The following is a 15838-nucleotide window of genomic DNA, read 5'->3' as shown; positions in this document are numbered from 1 at the left end:
TTATCGTTCCATATTTTCAATAGGTTTTTCTAAATTTTTATTCATTTCCAAATCAGGCTCTGTCTTAGCTCCAAAAATTTCTGCGGTTTTACTCCACATTAATTTATATTTACGCTTGAGAAATTCTATCTCTTCACGCGCATGTTTTAGCTCATTGTTTAAGGTTTCTATAGTTTTTCTATCTTCATCATAAAGTTCTTGCATAGAATAAAGAGCATCTTTTAAAAATTTATTCTCATTTTTTAATGCTTCAAGTGTTTCATCTTTAGCATCTAAAACTTTTTCATGTAAATTTAAAATAGTTCCTATTGTTTTTTCAACAAAACTTTCCCCTGCTAAAGTCATTGAATTTACCATTGCAGGTTGAGATTTTGCAGCACTAGGCACCACACTAAAAGTACCTTGATGAGCTTCGATGTAAATTTTACCCTCTTCTTCTTTAAAATTTAAAGCCCCATTAGCCATCATACCCTTAACCACATCTTCATTTAAATGCACAAGTTTACAAAATTCTTCAAGTTCAAGATAGGTTTGCATTTTTATCCCTTATAATAAAACTTCTACTTCTTTTGAATCAGATACAAGTTTTTTTTCTTTTTCAAGACGATCTTCTTTAAGCTTTTGTGCTAAATCAACATCATAAATAGCTAAAATTTGCATAGCCAAATAAGCAGCATTGATTGCTCCAGCCTTACCAATAGCTAAAGTTCCTACAGGAATTCCACTAGGCATTTGCACCGTAGAAAATAAAGAATCCATACTTGCAAGATTGCTTCCTGACATAGGCACTCCCAAAACAGGTTTTGTTGTATAAGCTGCAACAGCTCCAGCTAAATGCGCTGCCATTCCAGCTGCTGCTATAAAAACTTTCGCACCTTTTTCTTCAGCATTTGCAATATACTCTTTTGTTCTTTTTGGACTACGATGAGCTGATGAGATAATAAGTTCATACTTTACCCCAAAACTTTCTAAAGTTTTAGCAGCCTCTTTCATAGTCTCATAATCACTCTTGCTTCCCATTAAAATAGAAACAAAATTCATCTATATTTCCTTTCTTAAAAAACTTAATGCACTGATTTTACTTGGTAATTGAATTTCATGTTCATTGCCGCTATGAATTTCACTAAATTCTTTATTGTTTTTAGCAATGAGTTTTTTAAACTCTATAAAATATTTATCCTCTTTTTGATAAATTTTACCTAGTTCATTATCGCAAGTTTGAATCACATCGCCTAAAGGAGCTAAAATTTCATAAGGCGTGTTTAAAACGATTTTCCCTTTACATTTAAAAAAGCTTCCATCTTCGCTTATAGCATGCACTTGATAAGAACCTTCTTCTATGCTTGTATTATGATTTTGTGTGTCGGTTTTTTCTAAAGGACGCGAAACAAGATAGCCATCTGTAAAACCACGATTCTTAAGCGTAGCAATCTCTTTTTCATACTTGTTTGACTCAAACTTACCCTCTAAAACATCCTGTATAGCCATTTTATAAGTTCTTGTTGTAAGCGCAACATAATATTCGCTTTTGGTGCGTCCTTCTATCTTAAAAGCACTGATACAATTTTCTTGCATGATTTTTTCTATATAAGAACAAAGATTTAAATCTTTGGAATTAAAAACATGAGTACCATTTTCATCTTCTTCTAAACGAAATAAAGTACCATTTTCTGGATTTTTAGCATAAAGCTCATAATTAAATCTGCAATCATTTGCACAAGATCCACGATTACTCATTCTTCCACTTTGCACAGAGCTTATTAAACAACGCCCAGAATAAGCAAAACACATAGAACCATGCACAAAGGCTTCAAGTTCAATATCGCAATTTTCTTTTAAAGCTTTAGCATCTTTAAGCCCTAATTCTCTCGCAATTACAACCCTTTTAGCGCCCATATCCTTATAAACTTGAGCATCTAAATAATTTAAAATATTCGCCTGAGTAGAAACATGTAAAGAAATTTCAGGTGCAAGCTCTTTAACAAGACGCATAGTTCCAACAGAAGCTACAATAAAAGCATCGGGTTTCATCTCACGTAATTTTAATATATGTCTTTTTAAGCCTTCAATTTGAGAGCTTAAATGAAAACCATTTAAAGTAACATAAATTTTCTTACCACGCTCATGAGTATATTTGATAGCTTCTTCAAAACTTTCATAATTAAATTCTCTTGCAGTGCGCGATCTTAAAGAAAAATTATTCACACCCGCATAAACCGCATCTGCGCCATAAGCTAAAGCAATTTTTAATTTTGTGAAATTTCCTGCAGGAGCTACTATTTCAGGAATGATCATTTTTGCCCTAAACTTGCAATTAAAGCTTCTATATCATCATTACTTACAACATCAGCAGTACTATCACCTTCAATATGCACTGCAGAACTTACACGTTTTTTATCATCAATTTTACCTTCAAATAAAGAACTCATATAACGGCTTAAAGCACGCATTACATTAATAACACGTTCGATTTTTTGACGATGTATATCTTGATACTGCATTGCATCCATTGCCATCATCACTTCATCTTGTCCGCTTTGAAGATTTCCGACAATCTCCTTAGAACTTTTTTTAGCTTGATTGTTTAATTCTAAAGCTTCACTGAAACTTTCCACATTAGGAAATTTTTCATTAAGTTTAGAAAAAATATCAATATTTTTTTCTATTGCTTTATTTATTTCTTTGAGTAAACTTTCAGAATCCGCAAAAAAATTATTAATACTTTCAAGCTTATCCATCATTTCCGTTGCTTTAAGCTCGCTATCTTTTGTAACATCATCTAACTGATGTACAACTTTATGCTCCTGATTTGGTGGGGGTGGTGGCCATACTACACTAGGATTAGGTTTGTAATCAGCTATTTTGACATCTTCTAACATCAAAGCATCTTCTTCGGTATTCGATTCTTCGGTTTTTATCTCTGCTTCTGTCTCTGAATCAAGATCAACATCACCATTCATCAAAGCATCAAGCTCTTCTTGAGTCATTTTTTTCCCTTTTTTAAATCTAGATTTTCAATAATTGCTCAAAATTATAATCAATTTTATCTAAAACAAAAATATAAATTTTTATTTTTTAATCTTTTTAAATTAAATTTTTAAATTTATTAAAAAAAATATATTAATTAAATCTTAATTAAAAATTTTATGATATAATTTTATAAATTTAATTACGTAAAGGAGTAAAAATATGGGAAAATTTGTTAATAATATAGATGATTTTTTCAAATTTTGCAAACAAAATGAAGTGCTTTTTGTTGATTTTCGTTTTACAGATATGATAGGAACTTGGCATCATATTACCTATAATCTTCATGCAATCAATGAAGAAACATTTCAAACTGGCATTCCATTTGATGGAAGCTCAATCCATGGATGGCAGCCTATAGAAAAATCAGATATGATTTTAAAACCTGATGCTCAAAGTGCTTTTTTAGATCCTTTTACAGCTGATCCTACTATCATAGTATTTTGTGATGTGTATGATATTTACAAAGGACAAATGTATGAAAAATGTCCAAGAAGCATAGCAAAAAAAGCAATGGAACACCTTAAAAATAGTGGCATAGCTGATACTGCTTACTTTGGACCAGAAAATGAATTCTTTGTTTTTGATAGTGTAAAAATAGTTGATACTACTCATTGTTCTAAGTATGAAGTTGATACCGAAGAAGGAGAGTGGAATGACGATAGAGAATTTACCGATAGCTACAATACTGGACACAGGCCAAGAAACAAAGGTGGATATTTTCCAGTTCAGCCAATTGATTCTTTAGTAGATATTCGTTCTGAAATGGTTCAAACCCTTGAAAAAGTAGGTCTTAAAACTTTTGTTCATCATCATGAAGTTGCACAAGGACAAGCTGAAATAGGAGTAAATTTTGGCACGCTTGTAGAAGCAGCTGACAATGTTCAAATTTATAAATATGTTGTAAAAATGGTAGCTCATTTAAATGGCAAAACTGCCACTTTTATGCCAAAACCTTTATACGGAGATAATGGCAATGGTATGCATGTTCATATGAGCTTATGGAAAGATGGAGTAAATTTATTTTACGATAAAGATGGATACAGTGGACTTAGTCAAACTGCTATAAATTATATAGGTGGAATTTTAAAAAATGCTAGAAGTGTTGCAGCTTTTACAAATCCAAGTTCCAACTCTTACAAAAGAATAGTTCCTGGCTTTGAAGCTCCTTGTATTTTAACTTATTCTTGTCAAAACAGATCAGCAAGTTGTCGCGTTCCTTATGGCATAGGTAAAAATTCAGCTCGTATAGAAATTCGCTTCCCTGATAGCACTGCTAATCCTTATTTAGCTTTTGTTAGTCTTTTAATGGCAGGTCTTGATGGAATCAAAAATAAAACCATTCCTGTGGGTCCTATGGATGAAAATTTATTTGATCTTACTTTGGATGAAATACGTGAAAAAGGGATAGAGCAATTACCACATACTCTAAGAGGAAGTTTAGAAGCTTTAATCCGACATAATTCTTATTTAAAACCTGTAATGAGTGATATTTTTATCGATGACTATCAGCATTTAAAATTTGAAACACAAGTTTGGCCAGTAGAAGCTCGTCCAACTGCTTATGAATTTAAAACTTGCTACTCTTGCTAAAAATTTAATGGCGTTTAACACGCCATTAAACTAAAAAAGAATTAAAAATTATTTATTTTATATCAACTATCGCTTAAGCTGATTTACAATTCCTAGCATATCATCACTTGTTGTAATTGCCTTAGAACCCGCTTCATAAGCTCTTTGTCCTGTGATAAGATCCGTCATTTCTTCAACAAGCTGAACATTACTAAGTTCTATAAATCCATGTCTTATTGTTCCAAGCCCATCTTGTCCTGCTATACCCGCAACAGGTGCACCACTTGCTCCTGTTTCAAGATAAAGATTATCACCCATAGAATGAAGACCCGCTGGATTTATAAACTGAACTAGCTCCACTTGGCCAATTTGAGTTTCTTGTTGCTCCCCTGGTAGCATTACAGAAACGGTTCCATCTGTAGCAACATTAATTGCTGTTGCGCCTTCAGGTATTGTCATCTCAGGTAAAAGTCTATAACCATCTGAATTTACAATATTACCTTCATTATCTTTTGTAAATTGCCCATTTCTAGTATATCCTATAGTGCCATCAGGAAGTTGTATTTGAAAAAACCCATTACCTGCAATAGCCATATCAAGACCATCAGTACTTGTTGATTTTAAATTTCCTTCAGTAAAAACTTTAGTTACCGCTGTTGGACGCACACCCACACCCACTTCTATACCCGAAGGAGAAAGAGTAGTAGCCGAAGTCGAAGTTCCTGCATACTTCATAACTTGATACATAAGGTCAGCAAATTCTGCGCGACTTTTCTTAAAACCTGCTGTATTAACATTGGCGATGTTATTTGAAGTAACATCAATTTGTGTTTGCTGCGCTACCATTCCCGTAGCAGCAGTATGAAGTGATCTCATCATTTTTAATCCTTTTTTTATTTTATTTTAAATTATTTAACAGCTGCAAGCTTATTGATAGCTTCTTGATTTAAGTCATCCATATGAGCTGTCATAACTTTTTGATACATTTCTACCATTCTGTTTGCTTCAATCAGTCCTACCATTTCAGTAACTGGATTAACATTTGATCCCTGAGAAAAACCTTGGCGAATAGCATTGGAGTTTTCCAAATCTCTAATGCGGGTTAGATCATCTATTTTATAGACATTATCTCCATCTTTTTGCAAAGCTCTTATATCATCTACTTGCGCTACAAATAATCTTGCATTTTGAACTCCATCAACTTCAATGCTTCCGTTTTTATCAACGCTAATTTGAACAGCACCATTAGGAATGCGTATGCCAGCATTCTGAGGATTATTAAAATAATCACTACTTAACACCTTGTATCCTTGCTTATTTACCAAATAACCCTCATCATCAAGTTGAAAATTTCCATCTTTAGTTAATCTTACTTCTCCATCTTTGGTCTGAACCAAATAAAAAGCATCTTCTCTAGTCATTGCCAAATCCAAAGGATTGTTTGTAGCCTTTAAAGAACCTAGGCTAAAATCCGTATATTCTTGAGAAACTTGTGGGATTCCATCTATTGTAGTATTTACAAAACGAGATGCATCTCTTGTGTGATTTTCTATAGGCAACTCATCCTGAGTTTCTTTAAAAATCCTTTTAAAATCTGCAATAACCACATCATCTCTTTTGTATCCACTTGTATTAATATTGGCAAGATTATTAGTAATCACATCAAGTTTATTAAACTGAGTTACCATTCCGCCAGTTGCTTGATAATATCCATTTTGCATATTTTCACCTATAAAATTAAGATTTTATAGCTATAAAAGCAAAGAGTGTTCCAACTTTTAAAAACAAAGAAAAATAAATATTTGAAAGATTATTAGGAGAGAATTTTAAACTATAAAAAGCAAGATTTGACTCAATCTTGCTTTAAAATCAATTTTAATCCATTTGACGACGCAAGAAAGTCGGTGTTTCAATTTGCGCCATTATCTCTTCATCGTAACCACCGCTTACCTTTTTAAGACTTAAATAAGGATTTTTCTTAGAAGCTTGAGCTTCTTCGGTAGATTTTTTAGCTACTGTATCTTTGTCTTCAAACCCTGTCGCAATAATAGTCACTTCAACTCTATCTTCCATGCTATCATCTGTAGTAGAACCAAAAATAATCTTAGCATTTTCATCAACAATTTCTTGTATACTATTTGCTGCTGCTGAAATTTCAAACAAAGAGCAATTAGAACTTGTTTTAAAATGTAAAATAACTCCCTTGGCACCTTTAATATCCATTCCATCAAGCAAAGGAGATTCTATAGCGTTTGAAAGAGCCTCTTCTATAGCATTTTCACCACTAGCACTACCAACGCCCATAAGTGCGAGTCCGCGATGACTCATGATGGTTCTTACATCTGCAAAGTCAACATTAATATCTCCATTATCAAGCAAGATAGACACCATACCTTTTACAGCACGAGCTAAAATATCATCAACCAATCTAAAAGCATCTTTAATGCCTGCTTTTTTATCAATAATGCTCAATAATTTTTCATTTTGAATTACAAGAATAGAATCACTTTCTTTTTTAAGCTCAAGGAGACCGCTTTCAGCAAGTTTTTTTCTTTGTTTTCCTTCGAATGCAAAAGGCATAGTTACAACAGAAACAGTTAAAGCTCCAATCTCTTTAGCTGCTTGTGCAATAACTGGAGTGGCACCCGTTCCAGTACCTCCACCAAAACCTGAAGCAATAAATACAATATCACTTTGACTAAGACTTGCTTTTATTTCTTCAAAACTTTCTCTAGCACTTTCTGCACCTACCTCAGGAAGCATACCAGCGCCTAAACCTTTAGTTTTTTTCTCGCCAAGTTGAATTTTAGTTTTTGCTAATGAAATTGAAATAGCTTGTGCATCAGTATTTGCTGCAATTAAATCAAGATCATTTAATCCCATTTTAACCATATGGTTGATCATATTACCGCCACCGCCACCGCAGCCTATAACCTTAATTTTTGCACCTTTATTATGTTGCATTTCTTCTACTAAAAATTCACTCATAAAAATTTCTCCTTGTTAAAATTGATTCATAATTTTATGCCAGATATTTGAAAAAACGCTAGGTTTTTTTTCTTTTGGCTCTTTAAAATCTAATTGTTCTTGTATTGCAATTGTATCATTTTCTTGCAAATTTTCATCAAAAAAATCAGATTTTATTTCACTTTCTGCATCTTTTTGCAAAACAATATCTTGTTTAATTTGACGATTAAAATTTTCAATTTCCCCTTTATATCTTAATTTTTCATTAGAATCAAGTTCATAAGGCGTAAAATACCCCGCTCCATATAAACAAAGTCCTATAGCACAAGTATTTTCAGGATCATTAAAAATTTCACTAAAACCAGTAATCAAATCTTTTCTTGCAGTAGCTAGTCTAACTGAGCGATTATCAAATGTTGCAGGAGCTAGCTCATCAATACCTGCTAACTTAGTCATTCCACCTGTTAAAACAACTCCACCGCCTATAGCATTGGCATAACGATTATCACTTAAGATTTTTGCCAAAATCATCAAAGTTTCTTCCGCTCTTGCATAAATTACGTTTGAAATAATATCCAAAGAAACTTCATTAACCTTTCTTTCATCACCCATTGAAGGAATTTGTATAAGGGTATTAGGCTGTTGTGAAAGAGCTGCATAATTAAGCTTGATTTTTTCTGCTTCTTTTAAAGGTGTATGCAATGCCATTGATAAATCTTGGGTAATATTAATCGAGCCAATTTGCAAACAATCATTATATCTAATTGAATTTCCAGTATGAACAACCATATCACAAATCGCTCCACCCATATCAATCAAAACAGCACCTAATTCCTTTTCGCTATCATCTAAACAAGCTATAGCTGAAGCATATCCTGAAAGAACTATATTATCCACTCTTAAATCAGCTAATTCAACTGCTTTCTTAAGATTTTTAATATGAGATTCTTGTGAAATCACTATATGGGTTGAAACTTCCAAACGATTACCACTCATTCCCAAAGGATCATCAACATGTTCAAGATCATTAACCTTAAAATTATAAGGCAAAACATGGATAATTTCATAACCACTTGGTAGATTGGCAGTATGCTTAGCTGTACTTACAGCACGATGAATTTCTTTAATGCCTATTTCATGATTTGGAATATTAACAACACCTATGCTATCAACGCTTTTAGTATAAGCACCTGATATAGACACCACAACCTTATCATAATGAACTCCGCTCATCATCTCAGCACTTCTAACAGCTTCTTCAATAGATTTAGAAGCAAGCTCTATATTGGTAATGGCACCTTTTTTAACCCCGTTGGTTTTCGACTTGGAAAAACCAATAATTTTTAATCCATCTTCATCTTTTTGAGCAATAATGGCACAAGTCTGGGTTGAGCCTAAGTCAATTCCTAATATATTCAAAATCAATTCCCTTTATAATAAATTTTTATCGGATATATCTTTTTAAGTTCATCAACAAGTTCTTGCTTAAGCTCATTTGCTTTTAAATTTCGCAAATTTTGTTCAAGCATAGTTTTGTATTGTTCAAATTTATCGGAGTTCATATCTAATTTTTGTTTATTTATTTTATATAATATTGCTTTATTGTCATTAATGATCACATAAGAACTATTTTGATCGGTATTAAATACATTCATCAAAAAATAAGCAAATTCAGAATCATTTAATATCTTATCACTAAGCTTTACACTCTCGCGAGAACTATCTCGACTTACAAAGCCTATATCATCGCCTTTAAAATTTACTAAACTATTTTTAGCTTTTTCTTCTAAATTTTTTCTAGCTTGTTCGCTTAAATACATAGGTAAAACTTCTTCTCTAGCTTCTTCAAAAGTTTTATTTCTTATAGGATCTACTTTATTTAGTTTAACTATGATATATCCGTTATTATAAGGTGCTGGTCGTAAAACATCTCCATTTTTAGCTTTATTCAAAAGATCAATTGGATAATAAACATCAGATTCACTAATATTTTGATCTTTTTGAAAATTATCTTTCCCGTTTTTTAAATCTAAAAATTTAGCATTAGCCACATTCTTTAGTTGTATTAAGGCGTAATCTTTAGCAACTTCATTTTTAGCAGACTGAAAATCCATCACTTTACCTGCAAAATCTTTATATTTTAGTTTATTTTCATCTTGATTATAAAATTTTTCTAATTCTTTGTCGTCAATTTTCTCATTGCTAACTGACAAAAAATAAGTTGAAATTTCATATATTTTTTTAGTTTTATAATCTTCTTTATGTTCATTCCAAAGCTTTTTTAAATCCTCTTCATTAATCTTAATATTTTTTTTGTCATAATCAATTTTTGCAATACTTAAAGCATCTTGCATGAAATAACTAGAAGCTAACATTTTTAATTCTTCATCTTTGCTAGGAATATTAAAAATTTGATTAAGTTTATCGGTAATTACTTCATTTGCAAGTTGTGTTTCATAATCTTTTGGAGTTAAATTATTGGCATTTAAAAGTTCATAATAAATTGTTTTGTTAAAATCCCCTGTAGGATCTTGAAATTCTCTAGTATTTGCAAGTTTTTGTAAAATTTCATTCTCGTTTACGCCAATACCCAAATCTTTGGCAAAATTTAACAAAAGCTTATCTTCAACAAGGGAGCTTAAAGCTATATTTTTAATGCCTAGTTGCTCAGCATTTTCTGGAGTTAAAGCACCATTGCTAATTTGATTATAATAACTTAAAATTTGTCTATATCTAGTATCAAATTCGCTAAAACCTATCTTTTCATTTCCTACGGTTGCAACACTCGAACTTCTATTGAGATTAAAATCATAAGCACCCCAACCTAAAAAGCCAGCGCCAACAAAAGCTATAGTACTAACCCATATAGTAACAACAAGATATTTTTTGTGATGTTGCATCCAAGTAAGCATATCATTCCTTGATTAAATTTAAACTAGATATTGTATCGTAGAAGTGTTTAAGTGGAGTTTAATTATAAAATTTTTACCAAAAAATATTTGTTCTTTAAATTTTATGATTTTTACAATGAAATTTAGTTATAATTATAGTTTATAAAAATTTATTAGGATTGATTTTGGAAATTCCTCATATCCCAGTTTTGCTTAATGAAGTTCAAGAGATTTTTAAAAATCTTAAAACAGGTTATTTTTTAGACTGCACTTTAGGATTTGGCGGACATAGTGAAGCTTTGCTTAAAAATCATCCTGATCTTAAATTCATTGCTTGTGATCAAGATCAACAAGCTTTAGAATTTTCTAAAAAACGTCTTAAAGATTTTCACAATAGGATAACTTTTATACAAAGTAATTTTAGTGAAGTTTTAGAAAAAATTTCATATAAAGAAGAATTAAGAGGTATTTTAGCAGACATTGGAGTTTCTTCATTTCAACTTGATAATAACGAAAGAGGTTTTAGTGTAAATTCTGACTTTTTGGATATGAGAATGAATCAAAACTCCAAAATATCGGCTTATGAGATTATTAATACTTATACAAAAGAGCAATTAACTTCCATTTTTAAAGATTATGGAGAATTGCACGATGCACATTTTATTGCTGAAAAAATTTGCCTAGAAAGAAGTAAAAATCCAATCAAAAGCGCCAAGGAACTTTATCAAATCATAGGAAAAGGCAAACAAAATCATAGAAAAATTTCCAAAGCCACTTTAGCATTTCAAGCCATTAGAATAGAAGTAAATCAAGAACTTAAAGTGCTTAAAGATTTTCTTGGGCATTTAGAAAATTTAAAACCAAAAAATTGCATTTTAGCAATCATTAGTTTTCATTCTTTGGAAGATAGAATAGTAAAAAATTTTTTCAAAAAATGGTCAAAAAACTGCATTTGTGATGAAAAAATAATGCGTTGCGAATGTGGAAATAACCATAGCCTAGGGCAAATAATAACCAAAAAAGCTATAAGTGCAAGCAAGGAAGAACTTTTAAAAAATTCTCGCTCTAGTTGTGCTAAAATGCGGGCTTTTTATTTTAATAATTTGGACAATAAATAATGCTAGAAGATGATTTTATAAAAGAACGCCAAAACATACGCCAAAAAATGCTGAAATTTTCTCGCGCTATAAATCAAGGCAAACCGCTTGATGATGATTTAAGAGATGAAATTTCTAGCGATGATATTTTAAGACGTCGTTTTAAAAAAAAGACTCCTAATAAATTCTTAGAAGAACTCGATGAAGAGTATGAGTCAAAACATACTAAAAAATCAAATATATATTTAAAAGAAGATCTGATCAATGTTAAATTAGAAGAAAAGCAATCTCTTGCTAAAAAATTTTTTTCCAAAATGAAAGAAAGGAAAAAAGAAGAAAATAAAAAAACTAAAAAGATTTTTTCGTTTGGAAGAAAAAAAATAAACAAGATAAAAAATATTCAAACCAAACCAAAAATTCAAACAAAAAATGATCAAAACCCTATCCAAGATAAAAAAGAAAAAAAAGAATCCATAAAATCTATAGAAAAAATTCAAAAAACCGAACCTAAGATACAAAATTCTCAAACTATAGAAAAACGACCTGATATTAAAAAACAACCCGATATTAAACAAAGTTTGGAAAATTTACAAAAAAAAATAACACCACAAGAAAATAAACAAGAACTTCCAAAACCATCTAATCAAGCTCAAGAAAAACAACAAAATGATGAAGATGCTCAAAAGGCAAAAAATGTTTTACTAGAAGGCTTCTCTAATGCCACCAAAGAAGATAGAAACCTAAATTTCAATCATCTTCTTTTTGCGGCTTTACTTGTTAGTTTTGCGTTATTTTTATTTGCTCCACAAATTTATATTAGAAATCAAATTTATTATCTTAGTAGAGAAATTGCTACATTAAGAACAGAAGAAAGCGTTTTAAACGAAGAAAATAAAGATTTAAAAAGAAGACTTGAAAATATGCGATTCCAAAATCAAATTTTAGATTATTTAGAATGAATAATCTTATCTAAAACATACTGCTCTAAATTTGCTTTTGGAATTTCTTCTTTTAAGGCTTCCTTATAAATTTCACCTGCCATTATAGAGTATTTTTCATAAGCAAAATAAGGGAAATGCAAAGCCCAAGCTTTTTGTATTATTTTTTTTGAGATTATTTTGCGAGTATAAACTTTAAAAATATCATATCCTATAAATACACAAGCAGTAACCATAACAGCACTCACTATGCTTATATGAAAGTCAAGTTTTGTTAAAAAATAATGAGTAATTAAAAGCAATGGTAACAAAACCACAGCACAAAAAACACCAAAATAAATATAAGAATTTAGAATTTTGAAATTAAAATTTAGCTTAGAAGGATCTACAAGCATACCGTCATTAAAAAGTGCATTTGCCTCTAATAAATCCTTCACTAAAACAGGTTGTTCTGATACTTTAAATAAAAAACGAAGGCTAAATTCTTTAAATTTTTTCATAATCCACGCTTTATTTTTTAATTAAAATTTTATCTAAACAAAATTAATTTTTACTAAATATAATCCTCTTTCAATTGCTTATTAATTCTTCTGTGATTCTGGCTATTTCTAATTCTTCATCTGTAGGAATAACAAGCACTTTAACTTTAGAATTTGCATGATTTATCATTCTTTCGCCCGAAATCCTTTGTTTGTTAAGTTCAAAATCTAACTCGATACCAAGATGAGCTAATCTCTCACATACTTTTTGTCGAACCAAACTATCATTTTCTCCTATGCCACCTGTAAAAATAATAGCATCGGTTTTTGGCAACACAGCAAAGTAGGATCCTATATATTTAACAAGACGATAACAAAACATATCAAGAGCCAAGCGTGCTTTATCATTACCTTGTTCTATCTCTCTTTCTATATCTCTAAAATCATTATAACCGCAAATTCCATATACTCCACTTTTTTTATTCATCAGTGTATCTATTTCTTCTATGGTTAAACCCTTAAGATGACTAATAAAAGGTAAAATAGCAGGATCTAAATCTCCACAACGCGTTCCCATAACAAGCCCTTCAAGCGGAGTAAATCCCATAGAAGTATCCACACTCTTACCTTTTTCTATAGCACATACACTTGCACCATTTCCAAGATGAGCAGAGATAACATTTAGTTCACTTTTATCTTTTTCAAGCAAACTTGCCGCTCTAGAACTGACAAAAGCATGAGAAGTCCCATGAAAACCATATCTTCTAATATTATGCTTATCATAAAAATCATAAGGCAAAGCATACATATAAGCAAAATCAGGCATAGTACGATGAAAAGCTGTATCGAAAATAGCCACATTTGCAACACTAGGTGCAGCTTTAATCATTGTTTTTATACCTGCTAAATGGGCAGGATTATGCAAAGGAGCAAAAATACTAACCCTATCTATCTCTTTAAGAACATAGTCATCTACTAAACAATGCTCACTTAAATTTCTTCCCCCGTGAACTATACGATGACCACAGCCATCAAGAGCATTTAAATCCGCTAAAATTCCTGATTCTTTAAAAAGCTCATTGACTATACTAAGTCCTTCTTCGTGATTATTTATCATTAATTCTCTTTCAAAACTTTCATTATTTAAAACATTTTTTAATATAACTTTTGAATTTTGCTCTCCGATTTTCTCTACTAAACCACTCGCTTTAACGACTTTATTATCAAAAAATTTAAATTTAATCGATGAAGAACCTGAATTTAAAACTAAAATTTTCATTTATTATTCCTTTCTATTGAGCTTGTATAGCACTTAAAATAACAGTATCTACAATATCATCTACCAAACATCCACGACTTAAATCATTAACAGGTTTTTTAAGACCTTGCAAAATAGGACCGATTGCTAAAGCATTAGCAGTTCTTTGAACTGCTTTGTAACAAATATTTGCTGCATTAAGATCAGGAAAAATATATACATTTGCATGGCCTGCTATCTTAGAATTTGGCATTTTCTTTGCTGCAGTCTTTGGATCATAAGCGCAATCAAACTGCATAGGACCATCTATATTTAACTCAGGGTATTTTTCTTTAGCAATCTTTAATGCTTCTTTTACAAGATCTACGCTTTCTCCCTTACCGCTATCACCACTAGAATAAGAAAGCAAAGCTATTCTTGGTTCAAGTCCAAAAGATTTAGCAGTCATAGCACTTACATAAGCACTAGTTGCAAGCTGTTCAGCAGTTGGACTTGGATTTACAGCACAATCAGCAAAAGCTAAAACTTGATCTTCAAGCCCCATAAAGAAAATTCCCGAAACAGAACTAATACCTTCTTTGGTTTTAATAAGCTGCAATGCAGGGCGAATCGTTTCAGCCGTAGTAGTTGATGCTCCACTAACCATAGCATCAGCTTTTCCAGTATGTATAAGCAAAGTTCCAAAATAAGTTTTATCCTGAACTAGCATCTTAGCCTCTTCTAAACTCATTCCTTTAGATTTTCTTGCCTCATAAAGAATGGAAGTAAATTCTTGATTATATTCTGAATTGAGCGGATTCATAATTTGTATAGTACTTAAATCAAGACTTAATCTAGCAGCATCTTGTTTGATTTTTTCCTCATCACCTAATAAAATAAGATCAACAACTTTACTTTTTAATAAAATTTCAGCAGCTTTTAAAATTCTCTCATCATTACTTTCTGGCAAAACAACAGTTTTTTTATTTTTTACGCTTTGTTTAATCAATTCATATTTAAAACGATGTGGAGTTATAAAATCATACTCTTCAAGCTTTTGCACTTCCTCAAAATTAAAATTTTCATTAATCAAAACATAATTACGACCATCTAGGGCATGATCGAAATATTTTTGAGCTATAAGTTTATCCTCATCGTTAATAATAGCAGCGATAGGGGTATTAAGATTTTTAGCCAATTTTATACTAAGATCAAATCCATCAAGTATTCCAAATTCGCAAAAGCTATTTACAAGCACAAAATCGTATTTGCGTTTTAACTCTTCGTATTCTTCTAAAATAACATTAAAAAAATTATGAGGATCTTTGCTAAATTCCTCCATTGCTTCTCTAAAGGTAAAACCATAAGCGCTTTTTACAGTTTGATTGATATTAAATTCTTCCAACCAACCTTGCAAAACAGGGACGCGATGTATGTATATTACAGGGCAATAAATTGCGATATTTTTGTAAATTTTGCTATAATTTTTAAGCAAATTTGTACTAATAATAGTATTTAACTCATCACTTCTAGATCTCATCAAATAAAGATTTGCCATCATTTTCTCCTTGAATTTATAAATGTGGAACACTCTTTGCTTTTTCTAATTTTAACAAAGAAAAATAAAAAT

15 protein-coding genes are annotated in these 15838 nt (G+C 31.1%); 3 read left to right on the top strand and 12 right to left on the bottom strand.

From position 1 onward, the window contains the following. From AJ936_RS04430 to AJ936_RS04415, 4 genes are read right to left on the bottom strand one after another with little or no spacing between them, the layout of a single operon-like run. Positions 1–537 carry a DUF3972 domain-containing protein gene (locus tag AJ936_RS04430; protein WP_004305571.1) on the bottom strand — a complete coding sequence of 179 codons (537 nt, stop codon included), beginning with the start codon at positions 535–537 and terminating at the stop codon, positions 1–3. Positions 538–546: 9 nt separating this feature from the next. Next, positions 547–1041 carry a 5-(carboxyamino)imidazole ribonucleotide mutase gene (gene purE, locus AJ936_RS04425; protein ID WP_002861384.1) on the bottom strand — a complete coding sequence of 165 codons (495 nt, stop codon included), beginning with the start codon at positions 1039–1041 and terminating at the stop codon, positions 547–549. Beyond that, a complete protein-coding gene (locus tag AJ936_RS04420; RefSeq protein WP_002861383.1) occupies positions 1042–2295 on the bottom strand; it encodes a peptidase U32 family protein in 1254 nt (417 codons plus the stop codon). Then, positions 2292–2987 (bottom strand): chemotaxis protein, encoded by a 696-nt coding sequence (locus tag AJ936_RS04415; RefSeq protein ID WP_002861382.1) that lies wholly within the window; start codon positions 2985–2987, stop codon positions 2292–2294. The genes AJ936_RS04420 and AJ936_RS04415 overlap by 4 nt, the downstream gene beginning before the upstream one ends. Positions 2988–3189: 202 nt before the next feature. Here AJ936_RS04415 and glnA point away from each other — a divergent pair, with 202 nt between their 5' ends. Next, positions 3190–4620, top strand: coding sequence for a type I glutamate--ammonia ligase (gene glnA, locus AJ936_RS04410; RefSeq protein WP_002854995.1), 1431 nt, complete (start codon positions 3190–3192; stop codon positions 4618–4620). 66 nt (positions 4621–4686) lie between these two features. Here glnA and flgG read toward each other — a convergent pair whose 3' ends face one another. The 5 genes from flgG to AJ936_RS04385 all read right to left on the bottom strand — a co-directional run bounded on the left by flgG (position 4687) and on the right by AJ936_RS04385 (position 10478). Then, complete coding sequence (gene flgG, locus AJ936_RS04405) at positions 4687–5478, bottom strand: flagellar basal-body rod protein FlgG (protein WP_002852142.1); 792 nt, start codon at positions 5476–5478, stop codon at positions 4687–4689. A gap of 29 nt (positions 5479–5507) precedes the next feature. Then, positions 5508–6320 (bottom strand): flagellar hook-basal body protein, encoded by an 813-nt coding sequence (locus AJ936_RS04400; protein ID WP_002861380.1) that lies wholly within the window; start codon positions 6318–6320, stop codon positions 5508–5510. 154 nt (positions 6321–6474) lie between these two features. Beyond that, positions 6475–7587, bottom strand: a complete 1113-nt coding sequence (gene ftsZ, locus AJ936_RS04395) for a cell division protein FtsZ (protein WP_002852071.1) — start codon at positions 7585–7587, stop codon at positions 6475–6477. A 15-nt stretch (positions 7588–7602) separates the two neighbouring features. Beyond that, positions 7603–8991, bottom strand: a complete 1389-nt coding sequence (gene ftsA, locus AJ936_RS04390; protein ID WP_074469321.1) for a cell division protein FtsA — start codon at positions 8989–8991, stop codon at positions 7603–7605. After that, the gene (locus tag AJ936_RS04385) at positions 8988–10478 is read right to left on the bottom strand and encodes a peptidylprolyl isomerase (RefSeq protein ID WP_002866541.1); all 1491 of its coding nucleotides are present in this window, start codon (positions 10476–10478) and stop codon (positions 8988–8990) included. Before AJ936_RS04385 ends, ftsA begins: the two co-directional genes overlap by 4 nt. 158 nt (positions 10479–10636) lie before the next feature. Between AJ936_RS04385 and rsmH the strand changes: the two genes are divergently transcribed. Both rsmH and AJ936_RS04375 read left to right on the top strand, forming a co-directional pair. Continuing rightward, complete coding sequence (gene rsmH, locus AJ936_RS04380) at positions 10637–11575, top strand: 16S rRNA (cytosine(1402)-N(4))-methyltransferase RsmH (RefSeq protein WP_072238617.1); 939 nt, start codon at positions 10637–10639, stop codon at positions 11573–11575. Beyond that, on the top strand, positions 11575–12513 hold the full coding sequence (locus AJ936_RS04375; RefSeq protein WP_002876954.1) for a hypothetical protein: 939 nt from the start codon (positions 11575–11577) through the stop codon (positions 12511–12513). Before rsmH ends, AJ936_RS04375 begins: the two co-directional genes overlap by 1 nt. Here the strand turns inward: AJ936_RS04375 and AJ936_RS04370 are convergent. The 3 genes from AJ936_RS04370 to pta all read right to left on the bottom strand — a co-directional run bounded on the left by AJ936_RS04370 (position 12501) and on the right by pta (position 15769). Then, complete coding sequence (locus AJ936_RS04370; protein ID WP_002855147.1) at positions 12501–12992, bottom strand: hypothetical protein; 492 nt, start codon at positions 12990–12992, stop codon at positions 12501–12503. The two genes, AJ936_RS04375 and AJ936_RS04370, sit on opposite strands and share 13 nt — an antisense overlap. 70 nt (positions 12993–13062) lie before the next feature. Beyond that, positions 13063–14250, bottom strand: a complete 1188-nt coding sequence (locus tag AJ936_RS04365) for an acetate kinase (RefSeq protein WP_002876956.1) — start codon at positions 14248–14250, stop codon at positions 13063–13065. Between the two features lie 13 nt (positions 14251–14263). After that, positions 14264–15769 carry a phosphate acetyltransferase gene (gene pta / locus AJ936_RS04360; RefSeq protein ID WP_072238616.1) on the bottom strand — a complete coding sequence of 502 codons (1506 nt, stop codon included), beginning with the start codon at positions 15767–15769 and terminating at the stop codon, positions 14264–14266. Between the last annotated feature and the right edge of the window lie 69 nt (positions 15770–15838).

Origin of the sequence: Campylobacter sp. BCW_6877, assembly GCF_001762445.1 — a bacterium.
Classification (GTDB): Bacteria; Campylobacterota; Campylobacteria; order Campylobacterales; family Campylobacteraceae; genus Campylobacter_D; species Campylobacter_D jejuni.
This window is presented reverse-complemented; position numbering and strand designations above follow the sequence as displayed.